This is a genomic window from Dickeya sp. NCPPB 3274 (assembly GCF_000406205.1).
Taxonomy (GTDB): Bacteria; Pseudomonadota; Gammaproteobacteria; order Enterobacterales; family Enterobacteriaceae; genus Dickeya; species Dickeya fangzhongdai.
This window is the reverse complement of the sequence record NZ_CM001979.1, coordinates 452,608-469,709: the sequence shown is the minus strand read 5'-3', so window position 1 is coordinate 469,709 and position 17,102 is coordinate 452,608. Positions and strand designations below refer to the sequence as shown.

The following is a 17,102-nucleotide window of genomic DNA, read 5'->3' as shown; positions in this document are numbered from 1 at the left end:
GGCTCTTAGTTACGCACGCCCGTCCAGCGCGGTAATATCGCGCAGGCCGTCACCCACCAGATTGATGCTCAGCACCAGCAGCGCCAGCACCACGCCTGGAATCACAATCACCCACGGTTGGAAGAACATGTAGGCTTTGCCTTCCGCCACCATCAGTCCCCAGGACGGCATCGGCGGCTGCACCCCGAGGCCGAGGAACGACAGCGTCGCCTCCAGCAAAATGGCGTGGGCGATCTCCAGCGTCGCCACCACGGTGAGCGGCCCCAGCAGGTTGGGCAGAATCTCACGCAGCATGATGAACAGCGACGAGGCGCCGAGCGTGCGGGCGGCGGCGATAAATTCCGCCTCGCGCAGCTGGCGCGTCACCGAGCGGGAGACGATCAGAAAGCGGTCCCACAGCAGCAGGCCCAGCAGCATGATCACCACCTTGACCGAACCGCCCACCAGCGAGGCCAGCGCCAGCGCCACCAGAATCACCGGCATCGACAGGCGCACGGTGAGGAGATAGCTCACCGCCGCGTCCACCCGGCCGCCGAAGTAGCCCGCCAGCACCCCGAGCGCAATGCCGATGGTGCCCGCCAGCATGACCGACACCAGCCCGATGGTCAGCGACACCCGCGCGCCGTACAGCAGGCGGCTTAAGTAATCCCGCCCCAGCTTGTCGGTGCCGAGCCAATGTTCCCAACTGCCCTTTTCATGCCACACCGGCGGGATCAACCGGCGGCTGACCTCCTGCGCGTAAGGGTCGTGCGGGCTGATGAACGGCGCCAGCACCGCCAGCAGCACGATCGCCCCCAGAATCACCAGCCCCAGCGTCATGCCGTGGTGACCCAGCACCTTGCGCTGCCAGCGCCGCCACGGCCCAGGTTCCGGCAGCAGGCCCGGCTGCGGAGCGGTTTTCATCATCACGGCCAGTCGTGCCATTGCAGTTCTCATCACGGCTCCTTATTTGCTGCGCAGTCGTGGATCCAGCGCGGCGTTGAGCACATCCGCCAGAAACGTCAGCCCGATATAAAACACGGCGATAATCAATACGATGGCCTGCACTACCGGAAAGTCGTTGCGCGAGATCGAGTCCCACGCCAGCTGTCCCAGCCCCTGCAACGAAAACACCGATTCGATCACCACCGAGCCGCCGAGCATGAACCCCAGTTCCACCGTCGCCAGCGCCACCACCGGGATAATGGCGTTGCGCAGGCCGTGCTTGACCACCACCTTAAAGGCGCTCAACCCTTTGGCGCGCGCGGTACGGATGTAATCGGAGCCGAGCACGTCCAGCATGCCGGAGCGGGTCAGACGCATCAGCGACGGCATGGCGTAGTAACCGAGCGCCACCGCCGGCAGCACGAAGTTCTGCCAGCTGGCGTTGCCCGCCACCGGCAGCCATTTCAGCCCGACGGCGAAGATAAGGATCAGCACCAGCGCGAACCAGAAATTAGGCATCGCCTGACCTATCACCGACACCAGCATGGCGAGGCGATCGACCCAGGTGTCGCGGAACACCGCCGCCAGCACCCCGAGCGGAATCGCCACCACCAGCGCCAGCAGCAGCGACACCCCGCCCAGCTTGAGGGTGACCGGCATCCGCTGGCCGACCAGTTCCATCACCGTGTTTTCAAAGTAGAACGAGCGCCCGAAATCCAGATGCAGCGCCGACCACATCCAACTGGAAAACTGGCTCATCAGCGGCTTATCCAGCCCGTTCTGCACCCGGATCTGGGCGATGGTTTCCGCGGTGGCGTCCGGTCCGGCGATGGCGGTCGCCAGATCGCCGGACAGGTGCAGCAGCGAAAAGCTGACCGCCGCCACGGTGAACAGCACCGCCAACGCCACCAGTAACCGATGAAACATGTACTTCACCATAAGCGAACTCCTCACAACTCAAGCGCGGCCGGTTCCCCGGCGGCGGTTACTTCCAGCTCGCTTCGGCGAAGCGCGGCAGTTCGTCCGGCCAGTCCTGGAAGTTCAGATCGGACGTAAAGGCGTAATGGGTGGAATAGGAGAACAGCGGCGCCATATACGCCTGCGCTGAAATACGGCCCAGCAGTGCGGCGTACAGCGCGCTGCGCTGCTGCGGGTCCACCACTTCGTCCGCTTTCGCCAGTTCGGCGATGACTCTAGGGTCTTTCCAGATATCGCTGCCTTTACCGCCGAAATAGGGGGTAACGAACGCGGTGGCGTCATTGATGGAGAAGGAACCCCAGGTGCTGAACGCCAGCGGCGCCTGACCGGACGCCAGCGCGTTGGCCATCACCGGGTATTGCACGAAGTGCAGACGGGCGCGGATGCCGACCTTGCGCAGATCGCCGATAATCGCTTCGGCGTAATCACGCTCGCGGTAGGCCCACAGATCGGTGTCGAAGCCGTTGGCGTAGCCCGCCTCCGCCAGCAGTTGTTTGGCTTTGGCCGGGTCGTAGGGGTATTGGATCACCTGGCTGGCGTCGCAGGCGGTCTGGGTGCGGAAGCAGGCGGAATACACCGGTTTGCTGCCGCCGCGCACCAGATTATCCACCATCGCCTGGCGGTTGACGGCGTAATTGATGGCCTGACGCACGCGCACGTCTTTGAACGGCGCGCCTTCCGGGCCGCTGGCGTTGGTGTTCAGCTCCAGAAAGCCGACGCGCATGGTTTCGCCGCTTTTCACCGCAATGTTCGGCATGGCGGACAGCGATTCCACCTGATCCGACGCCACGCGCCAGATCCAGTCCACCTGGCCGGTCATCAACTGGGCTACGCGCGCTTCCGGGTCGCGGATCACCACAAACTGCAGCTTGCCGATTTTCGGCTGCCCGATCGGACTGTCTTTGAAATAGTCCGGGTTTTTCACCATCGATACGCCCTGACCCGGCGTCACTTTGACGATTTTGTACGGGCCGGTGCCGATCGGCGCTTTACTAAAGCCCTCCAGCTTCACCTGCTGGAAATAGTTGGCGGGGTAAATCGGCGTCGGGCCGGAGAGGTATTCCAGCGCCGCCGGGAACGGTTTTTTCAGATGCAGACGCACGCTGTAGTCATCGACTTTTTCCACGTGGTCGATCCAATCGACGCTTTGCGGGATCACCGAGGCGGTATTCGGCCCGGCGATACTCTGAAAGGTATACACCACATCATCGGCGCTAAAGGCATCGCCATTATGGAAGGTCACGCCTTTACGCAGATGCAGCAGCAACACCGTCGGCGACTCCCATTTCCAGTCGGTCGCCAGCTCGCCTTTGTATTCCCCGCTTTTAGGATCGCGATAGATCAGCGTATCCCAGGCGAGATGCGCCAGAATCACCCCTTCGCGCATGTTATTGTGGTACGGGCTGACGTTTTCCACCTCGCTGTCGGAGGCGTAAACCAGCGTGTCATTTTGTTTGCCGGCATAACTGGCGCAGGCAAAACCTGCCAGTAACGCGGTTAATGCATATTGACGGATATGTCTTGCCAGATTACGAGCCATGCTGTTCTCCACCACAATAAAGGACGAATAAAAATGGTCACCAACAAAAACATTCGTCCGTTACGTTGCAAGAGCAGCGCCAGATAAGGATTATTACCGTTACCGATTTTCGATACACACTTTCTCAAAAAGAGAAACCACCGATAACAGCTGGATTCATTTGTCCAGACAATAATAAAAATGAATGATATTGATTACGCGGCAAGCCGCTGCCGACGCCGCATTGACAACGCCGGGTACTATTTCAGTGCAAAAACCCACCAGCCTGCACCATTTGCGTGATTATCGATAAGGGGAGGTTATTTCTTGTTTTGCGAAAACAGCGTTACGAGAGAAGGAAAGGAAAGCAAAACAGAGTATATAAAAATCAGGAATAAAAATAATTCGTTGATGGCTAATCCATATTAACCTCGCCAATAAAAACCTCACTCTCCAGAAAAATCTTTAAAATCATAAATATTGATAAAAACCTCGACGAACACCTCACGTCTTAGCCCCAAAGACAGATCAACGTTAAAAGCCGACTTTCAATCAAAACATTATGAAAAATAAATAATTTAAATAAATAACAAACCCTGTTTTGATGAAAATAATCATTCCTCACGCCAATGGATAAAAAACAAAAAGCATATAGTCTAAATTTAAAAACCCCGATAACAGGAGACCTTCCCAGTACGAAACAAAACACATAATAAACGCAGAAATTATTTCATTGTTTTCCATTCATATAATTCATTGCAAGTGAGGAAGACGACTATGCTGACTACCACTCAATACCGCTCGTTATTATTCATGTTGATTACCTCTTGTCTGCTGTTAACCGGCTGTGTTAATACAATCCCGGATAAACAATGGCAACACGTATGTAAAAGCGGCGTGTGCACCAAAGAGGAATTGGCCAATTTCATTCAAACAAAGTATTGCACTATAGACACCAATAACAGGAATGCTAAATGCCCTGATAATACGATGACCAGCACACGCACCATTACCGCCTTCCAAAAGAGCTACCTTGAATACAACGCAGTAGATGGTTCTCTCAGAGACCCGCAGCAACTCAAGGCAATTAAGGGATATATTCAACAAAAGGTCGATAGCGGGAAAAACATACTGATCGCCGTTTATATTCATGGCTGGCACCATAATGCCGCCCCGAAAGATAGTAATCTTATCCAGTTCGATAATCTGCTGGCTCGTTATGTCGGCGGGCTGCAACAACTTGGCAAAAAAGATGTTGAGGTGCTGGGTATTTATGTCGGCTGGCAAGGTGAGATATACAAAGGGGCATTTAATTTTCAAACGATTGGTAACCGGGCTAACGTTGCCGACGTCATCGGCAGCCGGGGAGCGGCTATCAATCATTCCGGCCGGGGTTTAAAGCAGGATTTGACAGAACTGGCCGACACCATGCGTAAAGCCAACGCCGACAATCATATGATTGTCATGGGACATTCGCTTGGCGGGCGAATGATCGCTCGCGCATTTTTGCCGGGTCTGGTCCATAACGCTCAGACCCTCGGCGATAATACGTTACTGGTCACGATTAACGCCGCCGTCGATTCCACCACGTTCGACGATGCCTATCGCCCGGATCAGCTCTCATCGCAGCCTGACTACCCAATATGGCTCAACCTGACCTCAAAGGAAGACACCGCCACCAAAGTCTATTATCCCTGGGCCCACCGAATGGGATACCTCGCTCCCTGGGGATTCTCCAATATAAAAACCCTCGGTCATACGACGGAGCGCATCACGCACCAGCTCGGCGTGCAGTTTTGTTCACCGGATAAAAACACGCCGTCTCAATGCGCGCCGTGGGAAAAATTGTTCAGCGCTATTCACCCTGTCTGGACCACAGCGGAACCCTATCACTTCAGCGTTCTGACTTATGGGGCCAAACCACGGTTGAACAAACGCCCACCGCTGACCCAATGCGTGCTGTTAACCCGCTACCCATTAACAGAGCAGGCAAAAGCGGCGCTCAATAGCTCGCCTCTCTGCCCTGGATTAAGAGAAGATTTTGACACGGCCGCACACCCCAACCCGCTACCTGCCAGGGGAAAAATGTGGAACATACGTACTGACGCCAGCGTGATTGATAATGAAACCGCTAAGCGAAGGGAATATCCTGACCACAACGCGTATATCCAAACCGACCTGGTGACCATGCTATTGCAGCTGGTATATCGTTAAGAAAATGCAGGGAATGGAGCAAATCATCCGTTCCCTGCCACCAGCGGTTGCATCCGTTACCTATTCCTGCCGTTGACACACCTCAGGACGAAGCCAGACGCGAAATCCGCTGGCCGCTGACCACGGCGGCCACCGTGGCGAATATCCCGGCGGCGATCAGCGATGCATGGGTGCCTTGCCCGCCGAACAGGTTGAACATCAGCGCCACCAGCGCCGCGCCGGTGGTCTGCCCCACCAGCCTGGCGGTGCCCAGCATACCGCTGGCGCCGCCGCTGCGATGACGGGGCGCCGCGCTGATGATGGTGTGATTATTCGGCGACTGGAACAACCCGAAACCGACGCCGCACAGCATCATTCGCAGGCAGATATCCAGATAGCCCGGCGAAGCCGGCAGCCAGGCCAGCGAAAACAATCCCAGCGCGAACAACGACAGCCCGATGGTGCACAAGACCCCGGCGTTGACGCGCTCAAGCCAGCGCCCCGCCAGCGGCGCCGTCGCCATGATCGCCAGCGGCCAGGGGGTGAGCAGCAGGCCGGTTTCGATTTCACTCATCCCCAGCGCGCTCTGGAAATAGAACGGCAGCGACACCATCGCCAGCATCTGCGCGCAGAACGAACCGATCGACGTGCCCATCGACAGCGCAAACACCGGGATGCGCAGCAGGTCCACCGGCAGCAGCGGGTAAGACTGATTCAGTTGCCGCCGGAAGAAATAGCCGCCGACCAGCAGCGTCAGCGCCAGTTCGCCCAGCACCAGCCACAGGTTTTGACCGTGAGCGAATCCGCCCAGCGCGATAAAAAACAGCCCGAAGGTCAGCGCGTTCAGCAACGCGCTCGGGGCATCGAAGCGCTGCGACTTCACCCCGTCGTTACGCGGCAGGAAACGCCAGCCCAGCAGCAGCGCCACAATACCGAACGGCACGTTGATGGCGAACAGCCACTGCCACGACGCCACGCCCAGAATCCCCGCCGCGACGGTCGGCCCGGCGGCGGTGGACACCGCCACCACCAGCGAGTTGATCGCCATGCCGCGCCCGAGCCGGACTTTGGGGTAAATCAGCCGGATCAACGCGGTGTTGACGCTCATCAGCGCCGCGGCCGCCAGCCCTTGCAGAATGCGCGCCAGCGTCAGCGTCGGCAGCGAATCCGCCAGCGCGCACACCACCGACATCAGCGTAAACAGCACCAGCCCCACCAGATAGACGCGGCGATAACCGACGATATCGCCAAGCGACGACAGCGACAGCAACGTCATGGTGATCGCCAGCTGATAGGCGTTGACGATCCAGATAGACGACGCCGGGCTGGTGTTGAAATCGGCGGCGATGGTAGGCAGCGCCACGTTGACGAGCGCGCCGTCCAGCACCGCCATAGCGATGCCGAAGGCAATCGCGAAAATGGCGCCGATACGCGCCGGCATCGGTAATCCGTCGACGGCGGGTCCCGCGTTCTGAGAGGTAACAGCAGCGTTCAAAATAGTGTCCGAAGATGAAAGGCGTGGAGTGCGCGGCAGACCGCCGCCGCACGTTTTTCGTACCCGTTACCCTACTGGGTTTGGCTGGGGGGTGCAATTGATGCGCCCGGCAATTCGTGCTTCATCTCGTTGACGAAGCGCATGATTTTTCCGACCTCGCCTGGCATAGTTAACGCATCGACTAACGCGATACGCTAACTCGCAGGAAAATGCATGGCAGCCCCCACACTCTGGACGCGTGACCAATTATTGGTTGCGTTTACGTTGTACAGCCAATTACCGTTCGGCAAGCTCCACTCGCGCAATCCCGAGATTATCCACTACGCCAAGCTGATTGGCAGAACCCCTTCCGCGTTAGCGATGAAGCTGGTGAATATCGCCAGTCTGGACCCGGTGATCATCAACTCCGGTCGTACCGGATTAAGTCAGGCCTCCAAAGCCGACCGGGAACTCTGGCAGGAATTGGAGCACGACCCGGACGCTTTCGACCAGCAATGCCAACAGGCGATCGCTGCGCTGACGGCACCGGATGAAACACCGCAACACGCGCAGGAAGAAGAGGCGCCCGATTACTACGGCCACGAACGTCTGACCGCCACCAAAGTACGCGTCGGCCAGCAACAGTTTCGCAAGCGGGTGTTGAATGCGTACAACGAACGCTGCTGTATTACCGGGCTGGAAGAGCCGATCTTATTGATTGCCAGTCATATTCGCCCGTGGAAAGACATCGCTGAACATCGGCTGGACCCCAGCAATGGACTATGCCTGTCCGCACTGCACGACAAAGCCTTTGACCAAGGGCTGATCGGTTTTAACGATCATCTGGAGTTATTGCTCTCGCCGCGTATCAAAGTCTTGAACAGCGATATTATTCAAAGCCAGTTCGAACAATATGAAGGCAAGCCGCTGCATCTACCCAAAGAAGAGAAACATACGCCGAAGCTCGCACATATTCAGCACCATCGGGATAATATCTTTTTAAAGCATTAGCCTGCCTGATTGCCGATTAAATCTATTCATTGGCCTTAGCCCCGTAATTTATCAATGATGCACGCCGGACGCGGGGAATAATGCCCGGCCCGGCCTCATTCCTCACGTTATTGATTCATTCGGATTAAAGAGAAACTATGCCAATGCCTGTTTTTATCACCGGTTTTATGACCAGTGCCGGTTTGATCGTCGCGATCGGCGCGCAGAATTCGTTCGTGCTGCGCCAAGGGATGCGCCGGGAGCACGTGTTCTGGGTCAGTTCGGTGTGCTTTTTATGCGATATGGCGCTGATGACGCTCGGCGTGCTGGGTCTTGGCAAAATCATCAACGACAACAAACCGGCGATCACCGCGCTGACGCTGGCCGGAGTGCTGTTTCTGCTGTGGTACGGTTACAACGCGCTGAAAAGCGCCTGGCGCGGCAACAATCAGCTGACGCTCACCACGCAGGGCGACGGCCTGCGCCGTCGGCGCACGGTGATCGGCGCCTGCCTGGCGGTCAGCCTGCTGAATCCGCATGTCTATCTGGACACGGTGGCGATCATCGGCGGCATTTCCTCCGGCATCGCCCCCGACCTGAAACTGTTCTATCTGGCCGGCTCCATCAGCGCGTCGTTGATCTGGTTCTACACCATTGGCTATACAGCCGCCGCCTGCTCACGCTATTTCGCCAATCCGCTCACCTGGCGCATCATCGATAGCCTGATCGGCTGCTACATGATTTTTATGGCGTTTCAGCTGTGTCGTTTTCTGTATCAGCAATAACGCTATCCGACGCGGCCGCTCCGCCGCGCAGCCACTCGATTGCCAGCGTCGGCCAGGCTTGCAGGCGCGCCAGCGCATCGGCGTAGAGCGGCATGGCGTTGGCTGCGCCCTCCCGTTCAACGCACACCGCCGCGTAGGCGGAGGCGAACAGCGCCGCCTCGGCCAGCGCTTCCCCCGCCGCCAGCCGGGCCGCCAGCGCGCCGTTGAAGGCATCGCCCGCGCCGGTGGTGTCTTTCGGTTGCGCCGGGAATACCGGAATGCGCGCCAGGCTGTCGCCGGTGGACAGCAGCGCGCCCTGCGTACCCAGCGTAATCAGCAGTTTCGCCACGCCTTTGTCGTGCAACACCTCGGCGGCGCGTTGGGCGCTGTCCCAGTCACTGACGGCGACGCCGGTGAGCTGGGCCGCTTCGGTGCTGTTGGGGGTGAGCAGATCGACGTGACGCAGAAAAGCGTTGCTGACCTTCTGCCACGGCGCCGGGTTGACGATGACGTAGGTGCCCGCCTCGCGGGCGGTGTCCATCATGCGCTGAATGGCGCTCAGGTTATTTTCCAGTTGCATCAGCAGGATGTCGGCCGCCGCCACCGTCGGCCGACAGCGGGCGACTTCGGCGGCGGTGACGGTGAGATTGGCGCCGGGGTAGACCGAAATCATGTTCTCGGCGTCGTCGCCCGCCACATAAATCAGCGCGTTGCCGGTCGGTTTTTCCTTGCAGGTGAACAGGGTGATAGCGTCAAAGCCGCTGTGTTCCAGATGGCGACGGGCGTAGGAGCCGAAGTCATCGCGCCCGACCTTGCCGATATAATGCACCCGCGCCCCGGCCCGCATCGCCGCCATCGCCTGATTAGCGCCCTTGCCGCCCGGCCCCATCATACTGTGCTGGGCAATCAACGACTCGCCGGGCGCCGGAAAGCGCTGCATGTGCGAGACGATATCCAGATTGAACGAGCCAAACACGCACACCTTGCCTTTCATATTTGCTCTCCCCACATATGCCATCGCCTCAAACAACGTTATCTCCCGAAATAACGTTCCGCCGCCAGACAGGCGCCGCGGCACCCGGTGTGATCGGTGGCGGCGCTGACGACCAGTTTCAGCCCGCGCTTGGTCACCGGCGGGCGCAGATGGCGCACCAGCAGCGACTGAAGCTGTTCGAGCGGAAAGTCCGCCATCGCCAGCACCCCGCCGCCCAGAATCAGGTATTCCGGGTCCAGAATATTCATTTCCGCCGCGATGGTTTTCGCCAGTCGGTCGATGAACGCGCGCAGATCCGGGTGGTCACGCTGCGCCGAAAACAGCGCTGAGAGCGGCAGTTCCGGGCAGTGCGCCTGCGCCCACTGACTCAGCCAGTGACCGCTGGCGATAGTCTCTACGCAGCCCTCGTTACCGCACGGGCAGGCCAGCGGATTATCCGGCCACGGAATGTGCCCCAGTTCGCCGGAGCCGCCGTGCCGGCCGTGGTAAAACTGGCCGTTGAGCCACAGGCTGTTGCCCATGCCGGTGCCGAGGTACACCCCCACCGCATGCTGCGGCAGGCGTTCCAGTTGCAGCAGGTCCCACAGCATCAGGTGGTTGACGTCTTTGTCCATCGCCACCGGCACGCCCACCCGCTCCGCCAGTTGGCGCGCTACCGGTTGATTATCCAGCGCGGGGATAAACGGCAGCGACACCACCTGCTGGCGGTCGTGGCTGAGGATACCCGGCAGCCCTAACATCACGCCGCCGATAGTGCAGTCAGCCGCCGCCAGCGCCGGGCGCAGCTCCCCGGCCAGCGCGCCGAGCGCGTCCGGCTGACGCGCCCAACTGGCGGTAGGCACTTTGTGAAATCCTGACCAGCGGCGCTGCGCGTCCATCACCAGCAGCCGGGTGCTGGTGCCGCCGATATCCACCCCCAACCAGCCGGTCATCACGCGGACTCGCTTAGCGCGCCCTTCGCCTGCGCGATGTGCCCCTGCATCAGGTCCCATGCCTGCTCCAGCCGGTCGTGCAGGCCGAACAGACCGGAGGTGCCGACGATCAGCACCTCAGCCCCAGCCGCCAGCAGCGTGCCGTAAGTGCGCTGGTTGCAGGAGCCGTCCACCTCGATCAGATAGCGGTGGCCGTGTCGCGCTTTCAGATCGCGCAGTTCCTCGATCTTGTTCACCATTTCCGGAATAAACGGCTGGCCGGCATAACCGGGATCCACCGTCATCACCGTGATCTTGTCCAGCAGGTGAATGTAGTGACGAATGAACGACACCGGCGTCGCCGGGTTGAGCACCACGCCGACCCGGCGATTCAGCGCGCGGATCTGGTTGATGACCCGGAACGCGTCGCGGTTGATGGTTTCGGCGTGCGGGCAGATTACGTCCGCACCGGCCTTCGCCACCGCGTCGATAAAATCGGTCGGCGCTTCCACCATCAGATGCACGTCGATAGCCACGCGGGTAAACGGCCGAATTTGCTCGATGAAAAACGGCGACAGGGTGATGTTCTTGACGTAGTGCCCGTCCATGATGTCCACATGCAGAAAATCGGCCCGGGTGTCCAGCACCGCCAGTTGCTGCTTAATCTCCATGAGATTCATGCACATCAGCGAGGGGGAGAGTTGAGTACGCATCAGACGTCCTTTTTATCGTTTAACGGTGACTGGCGGGCCAGCCGCACGCTGCGGCGCACGGCCCGGTAATGGATGTACTGGTTTTTGAAGAACTTGAGCGACAGCACCACGATCAGCACCGCGCCCCACATCGCCAGGCTGAAGTGCTGGCTGATGTTCAGCAGGTTGAAACCGGTGGAGAGGATCTGTAGCGCCACCAGCGCCAGCACCACGCCGGTGACGCGGCCGAAACCGCCGTTGGGGTCGGCGCCGCCGAGGATAATCGCCAGCACCGTCAGCAGCAGGTAGGAATCGCCGTAGCCGATGCGCGCCGAGTTAAAGCGCGCCATCATCACCAGCCCGGCCAGCACGCACAGCAAGCTGGAGATGACGTACACCAGCACCAACATGCGGTGGGTGTTGATGCCGCTGAACCAGGTGGCGTTGATGTTGCTGCCGCCCATATAGATGCACTTGCCGGCGCGGGTTTTGCCGAGGAACAGCGCCATCGCCGCGGCCGCCAGCAGGAACAGGTAGAGCGGCAGCGGCACGCCGAGCAAGGTGTCGGAACCGAGCGTGCGCACCACCTCCGGCATACCGCTCACCGCCGCGCCGCGCGTCAGCCAGATGCCGATGCCGTTGACCGTCATCATGGTGGCGAGCGTCACCAGAATCGGGTGCGCGCCCACTTTGGTCACCATCAACCCGGTGACGCCGCCGATCAGCACCGCAATCGCCACCGCCCCCAGCACGCCGATGCCGAGCCACAGCAGTTGCAGCGCGGTGCCCGCGCCGGACGGCAGATAATTCAGCAGTACCCAGGCGATAAACAGGCTGGTGAGGTTGGCGGTGGCGATGATGCACAGATTCAGGCCGCCGCTCAGGATGGCGACGAACATCGCCAGCGTGAACAGCCCCAGCTCCGGCAACTGGAACGCCATGCTCATGAAGGTGGAGCCGGTGAAGAAGCGCCCCGGCAGCGCCAGCGTAAAGGCGGCGACAGCGACGGCGATCAGCAGCAACAGACCGGGATGCGCGCCGCCCACCAGACGGGCAGCGGCGCGTAACCGGGTTGCGGGGTTCATGGCGGAATACGCCTGTCGTTCAGGTAAAACTGACATCGGTTTCCTTCCGTTTCTTGTAGTGGGTAACGGTTATCGCCAGCATGATCACCGCGCCGATGACGATGTTCATGAAGTAGCTGGAGACGCCAATCAGGTTGAGGCCGTTTTTGAGGATGGCGATCAGAAATACGCCCATCAGCGTGCCGGTGACGGTGCCTTTGCCGCCCATCAGGCTGGCTCCGCCCAGCACGGTGGCGGCCAGCACATCCAGTTCGCCGCCCACCAGCGCGTTCGGCACCACTTCACCGACGCGGTAAACCTGCACCAGCCCGCCAACCGCCGCCATCACGCCGAGGTAACCGTAAGCCAACAGGTGGATCAGCCCGACGCGAATACCGATGCGCCGCGCCGACTCCTGATCGCCGCCGGTGGCGTACAACTGGCGGCCAAGGTGGGTTTTGTTGAGCAGGATCCAGGTGAACAGCGCGATCGCCAGCATCAACGTCAGCGGCAGGCCGAGCTGATAACTCTGACCATTGACGCTAAACGGCAGCACGCTACGCAATGTCACCCACCACTCCGGCAGGCTATACAGGCTGTGGCCGTTGGTGAGCCACATCAGCAGCCCGAACAGCAGCGACTGCATACTGATGGTGATGATGATCGACACAATGCGCAGCGAATAGATCAGCACCGCGTTGATCATGCCGAACAGCGCGCCGCACAGCACCGCCAGCCCGATGCCGAACAGTGGGTTATCGATGCCGGCGCGTACGAACAGCGAGGCGATCAGGTACTGCGTCACCGAGGCCACCGCCGCGAACGAAATGTCGATGCCGCCGGTCACCAGCACCACGAACAGCCCCAGCGCGAAAATACCGGTGACGGCGTAGGTATCCGCCAGGTCGAGCAGGTTCTGCAACGTCAGGAACTGGTCGCTGGCGAGCGAGAAAAACACCACGAAACACAGCAGCACCCAGGCCAGCCAGCCCTGGCTCGACTGCGGTTTCAACCAGGATACGTCAGGCATTGATCACCTCCGCCAGTTGCTGCTGCGCGATGTCGTGCGGCCGGTATTCGGCGTGAATGGTGCCGTCCTGAAAATGCAGCACCCGGTCGCAGTTGTAGTAGACCTCCGGCACTTCATCGGAAATCAGGATGATGGCCAGCCCCTCGCGGGCCAGTTGGTGGATCAACTGATAGATGCTGGCCTTGGCGCCCACGTCCACCCCGACGGTGGGCGAGTCGAGGATCAGGATCCGCGGCTGCGTCAGCACCCATTTCGCCAGCACGATCTTCTGTTGATTGCCGCCGGACAGCGTGGAGATCGCCTGTTCCGGATCCGCCACCCGCACGCCCAATTGCTGGATCCAACGCAGGATCAGCGTGTTCTTGCGGTATTCGTCGATCAGGTGGAAGCGGTTGCGCAGTTGATCGAGGATGGTCAGCACCATGTTGTCCGCCACCGACTGCTGTTGGATCAGCCCCAGCGTCAGCCGGTCTTCCGATACATAGCCGATACCGGATTTGATGGCGTCCTCATGGTTGCGAAAGCGCACCGGTTTGCTGTCGAGCCAGATTTTGCCGCCGTCGGGTTGGGTCATACCGAACAGCGACAGCGCCAGCTCGGTGCGCCCGGAGCCAAGCAGGCCGCACAGCCCCAGCACTTCGCCCTGATGCAGCCGGAAACTGACATCGTGGTACTGCCCGGCGCGGCTCAACCGTTCCACCTCCAGCAGCACCCGATCCGGATCGCCGGTAGGCGTTTTCAGTTGGTAGTCGAGCTTCAGGCCGGTCATCAGTTCGGTCAGCCGGGCGCCGTCCATCTCGCTGGCGGGCCAGGTGCCGACCTTGCGGCCATCGCGGATCACCGTCACCCGGTCGGAGATCTCCAGCACCTCGTCCAGCCGGTGGCTGACGAACACCACGCAGATGTTTTTGTCCTTCAGGTAGCGCACGGTGCGCAGTAGTTGATTGACTTCGGTGCGGGTGAGCGAGGCGGTCGGCTCGTCCATGATCACCAACCGCGCGTCCGCCACCAGCGCCCGACAGATCGCCACCTGCTGGCGCTGCGCGATGGACAGCGCCGCTACCTTTGCATCCAGTTGCAAGTCAAACTGCAACTCGCTGATGATGCGCTGCGCGGTGTCCCGCACCCGGCGGGCGCTGTACCAGCCGAACAGCCCGTTCAGGTTATGCTCGAAAGCGATGTTTTCCGCCACGCTCAGGTTGGGAAACAGCGACAGATCCTGATAGATCACCTGAACGCCAAAATCGCGCGCCTGCCGGGCGGTGAGACGGGAGATCGTGTCGCCCTCCCCCAGCCGGATGCAACTGCCGCTGTCCGGGGCATGCACCCCGGCGATCACCTTGATCAAGGTACTTTTGCCGCAGCCGTTGGTGCCGGCCAGACAGTGCACTTCGCCCGCCATCAGCGACAGCGAGATATCGCTCAGCGCCCGGTTGCCGCCAAAGGTCTTCGACAGATTATCCAGCGCAATCAGCGTCTGTGGTTCGGCCGCGTTCATCGCTTACAGCCCCATCTTGACCAGTTTCGGCAGGTTGGTTTTATCCAGGCTCTCGGTGGTGTTGCCGAGGATGGTGTGGGTCTGGCTATCCACCTTCACCTTGCCCAGGCCGTCGATGGTCATGCCGTCGGTGATGGCTTCCTTCTTCTGGATCATGTCCGCCAGCCGCACGAATACCTCGCCCGCCGTCATCGGGTTCCAGATATAGCCGCCCTTGATGGCGCCGCGGTTGACCAGCGACTGGCCCTGACCGGGGCTGAACGAACCGATAACGCAGATCTGGTCAATCTTGTTGCGCGCCATCACCGCCCGCCCGGCGCCGATCGGCCCCTGAGAACCAAAGGCGATGATGCCTTTCAGGTCGGGGTATTTGGACATCAGTTCGTTGGTGGTGCGGATGGAATCATCCAGCGACTCGCCGACGCCGAACTTGTCCGCCACCAGTTGCATCTTCGGGTAATGGGCTTTCTGCCACGCCACGGCGGAATCGACCCAGGCGTTGTGCAGCGGTACCGTCAGGCTGCCGACGTAAGCGGCGTATTTGCCCTCGCCTTTCATGCAGTCCGCCAGCGCTTTCATGTGATTCTCGCCGTGGGTTTTGGCGTCCACCAGTTCAAAATCCCAATCGGCGTATTGCTGCCCCGGCGACTCATGCACCAGCACCTTGATGCCCGCTTCCTGCGCGCGTTTCAGCACTGGTTCCAGCACCTTCGGGTCGTTCGGCACCACGCCGATGATGTCCACCTTCTGGGCGATCAGATCTTCGATGGCGCGCACCTGTAGCGCCGGGTCCGCCGAGGTCGGCCCTACCTGCCAGGCGTCGATGCCGCGTTTGGCCGCTTCGCTCTTGATGCCGGCTTCCATGGCGTTGAACCACGGAATGCCGCCGATTTTCACCACCACCCCCATACGCAGCTTATCGGCGGCGTGGGCGGAAGCGGCGAACAGCGCCAGCAGGGTACAGGCGAGTAAGGTTCTTTTCATTATGCTTCTCCGATCGAGTTATTAATTAACTGCATGGCGGACGGCCGTTGCGAGCAATCGATAATATTGACGCCATTCCATGCCAGTTCCTGTTGAAGCGCTTTATCTTTCAAACTGTCGGTAATCAGAAAATCCACATCGCGGTAATGACAAATACGAGCGAATGACGGATGAGAAAATTTACTGGCGTCCATTAATAAATATTTCCTTTCCGACGCCAGCAGCATTTGTTGTTTTAAATGGGCGCTATTTTCATTGCCCTCGCGTAAATAACCGTCATTACCCAGACTGCTACAGGAAAAGAAAATCTTATTAATTAAAAACTCCTTTAACGGTTGCTCCGCCACTACGCCGCTAAAATCTTCATAGCGATCGGAATATTCCCCGCCCAGACAAATGGTGCGAATATTGCCTTTCGGCGCCAGCGTTTGCACCGTACGCAATGAATTGGTTAATACCGTTAATTCAATATCCGGTAATTGCCGCGCCAGAAACCAACAGGTGGTGCTGCTGTCCAGCAAAATACAATCGCCGGGGCTGATAAAATCCAGCGCGCGTTTGGCCATTTGCATTTTCTGCGACACATTTTCATTCATGCGCTGACGAAATGTGGCCTCCTGTTCGCTGTGGCCGCTTGTTATATTCGGAACATTTCCCTGGCTGCGCTGTGCGATAACGGCGCCGCCGTGACTGCGTAATAACACGCCTTTCTTTTCCAGCAGCGATAAATCCCGCCGGATGGTTTCCTGCGACACCTGGCATAACCTCACCAGCTCTGAAACCAATACACGACCATGCACGGTTATTTGCTCGACAATGCGCTGCTGACGCTCAATCGGCAACATGGCGACCTCCTGTGGGAATAAAGGTAATGGATAGCGGGAACACAAAATGTGCCCTGGGCAAAAGACCGGGGGCAGGAAAATGGCGGGGCTGCATTCAGTGATCCTGGTGGAAAATAAAAATGAAATTTGCATCACCGGCGGATTTAAAGGTGATGAATATCACAAAAAAGTACCGTTTTAACGGCCATCATCGCGCCTTAACATAAGCACGCTAATAAATGTAGCAATAAATTAACCTGCCC

15 protein-coding genes are annotated in these 17,102 nt (G+C 59.2%); 3 read left to right on the top strand and 12 right to left on the bottom strand.

Going from position 1 to position 17,102, the window contains the following annotated elements; all coding sequences use genetic code 11:
* Window positions 1-9: 9 nt before the first annotated feature.
* From DXX3274_RS02805 to DXX3274_RS02795, 3 genes are read right to left on the bottom strand one after another with little or no spacing between them, the layout of a single operon-like run.
* Window positions 10-936 (bottom strand): ABC transporter permease, encoded by a 927-nt coding sequence (locus DXX3274_RS02805; protein WP_038662855.1) that lies wholly within the window; start codon window positions 934-936, stop codon window positions 10-12.
* A gap of 9 nt (window positions 937-945) precedes the next feature.
* Window positions 946-1,863, bottom strand: a complete 918-nt coding sequence (locus tag DXX3274_RS02800) for an ABC transporter permease (RefSeq protein ID WP_042858457.1) — start codon at window positions 1,861-1,863, stop codon at window positions 946-948.
* A gap of 46 nt (window positions 1,864-1,909) precedes the next feature.
* Window positions 1,910-3,442 carry an ABC transporter substrate-binding protein gene (locus DXX3274_RS02795; RefSeq protein ID WP_042858456.1) on the bottom strand — a complete coding sequence of 511 codons (1,533 nt, stop codon included), beginning with the start codon at window positions 3,440-3,442 and terminating at the stop codon, window positions 1,910-1,912.
* 756 nt (window positions 3,443-4,198) lie between these two features.
* Here DXX3274_RS02795 and DXX3274_RS02790 point away from each other — a divergent pair.
* Complete coding sequence (locus DXX3274_RS02790; protein WP_042858455.1) at window positions 4,199-5,635, top strand: alpha/beta hydrolase; 1,437 nt, start codon at window positions 4,199-4,201, stop codon at window positions 5,633-5,635.
* Window positions 5,636-5,717: 82 nt separating this feature from the next.
* Here DXX3274_RS02790 and DXX3274_RS02785 read toward each other — a convergent pair whose 3' ends face one another.
* Window positions 5,718-7,055 (bottom strand): MFS transporter, encoded by a 1,338-nt coding sequence (locus DXX3274_RS02785; RefSeq protein ID WP_050569792.1) that lies wholly within the window; start codon window positions 7,053-7,055, stop codon window positions 5,718-5,720.
* A 267-nt stretch (window positions 7,056-7,322) separates the two neighbouring features.
* Between DXX3274_RS02785 and DXX3274_RS02780 the strand changes: the two genes are divergently transcribed.
* Window positions 7,323-8,099 carry an HNH endonuclease gene (locus DXX3274_RS02780; RefSeq protein WP_042858450.1) on the top strand — a complete coding sequence of 259 codons (777 nt, stop codon included), beginning with the start codon at window positions 7,323-7,325 and terminating at the stop codon, window positions 8,097-8,099.
* 137 nt (window positions 8,100-8,236) lie between these two features.
* The gene (locus tag DXX3274_RS02775; RefSeq protein WP_050569791.1) at window positions 8,237-8,863 is read left to right on the top strand and encodes a LysE/ArgO family amino acid transporter; all 627 of its coding nucleotides are present in this window, start codon (window positions 8,237-8,239) and stop codon (window positions 8,861-8,863) included.
* Here DXX3274_RS02775 and DXX3274_RS02770 read toward each other — a convergent pair.
* The 8 genes from DXX3274_RS02770 to DXX3274_RS02735 are packed head-to-tail and all read right to left on the bottom strand — an operon-like array spanning window position 8,823 to window position 16,860.
* A complete protein-coding gene (locus DXX3274_RS02770; protein ID WP_042858446.1) occupies window positions 8,823-9,836 on the bottom strand; it encodes a ribokinase in 1,014 nt (337 codons plus the stop codon). The genes DXX3274_RS02775 and DXX3274_RS02770 overlap by 41 nt on opposite strands.
* A 38-nt stretch (window positions 9,837-9,874) precedes the next feature.
* A complete protein-coding gene (gene alsK, locus DXX3274_RS02765) occupies window positions 9,875-10,771 on the bottom strand; it encodes an allose kinase (RefSeq protein WP_152495299.1) in 897 nt (298 codons plus the stop codon).
* Window positions 10,768-11,460, bottom strand: coding sequence for a D-allulose 6-phosphate 3-epimerase (gene alsE, locus DXX3274_RS02760; RefSeq protein WP_042858444.1), 693 nt, complete (start codon window positions 11,458-11,460; stop codon window positions 10,768-10,770). The genes alsK and alsE overlap by 4 nt, the downstream gene beginning before the upstream one ends.
* Complete coding sequence (locus tag DXX3274_RS02755; protein ID WP_050569790.1) at window positions 11,460-12,524, bottom strand: ABC transporter permease; 1,065 nt, start codon at window positions 12,522-12,524, stop codon at window positions 11,460-11,462. The genes alsE and DXX3274_RS02755 overlap by 1 nt, the downstream gene beginning before the upstream one ends.
* Window positions 12,525-12,543: 19 nt before the next feature.
* Window positions 12,544-13,533 (bottom strand): ABC transporter permease, encoded by a 990-nt coding sequence (locus DXX3274_RS02750; protein ID WP_042858443.1) that lies wholly within the window; start codon window positions 13,531-13,533, stop codon window positions 12,544-12,546.
* On the bottom strand, window positions 13,526-15,031 hold the full coding sequence (locus DXX3274_RS02745; RefSeq protein ID WP_042858442.1) for a sugar ABC transporter ATP-binding protein: 1,506 nt from the start codon (window positions 15,029-15,031) through the stop codon (window positions 13,526-13,528). The genes DXX3274_RS02750 and DXX3274_RS02745 overlap by 8 nt, the downstream gene beginning before the upstream one ends.
* 3 nt (window positions 15,032-15,034) lie before the next feature.
* Entirely contained in the window at window positions 15,035-16,015 is a 981-nt protein-coding gene (locus tag DXX3274_RS02740; RefSeq protein ID WP_042858441.1) for a substrate-binding domain-containing protein, read from the bottom strand.
* Window positions 16,015-16,860: a DeoR/GlpR family DNA-binding transcription regulator gene (locus DXX3274_RS02735; protein ID WP_042858440.1), complete on the bottom strand. Its 846-nt coding sequence runs from the start codon at window positions 16,858-16,860 to the stop codon at window positions 16,015-16,017. Before DXX3274_RS02735 ends, DXX3274_RS02740 begins: the two co-directional genes overlap by 1 nt.
* Window positions 16,861-17,102: the final 242 nt, after the last annotated feature.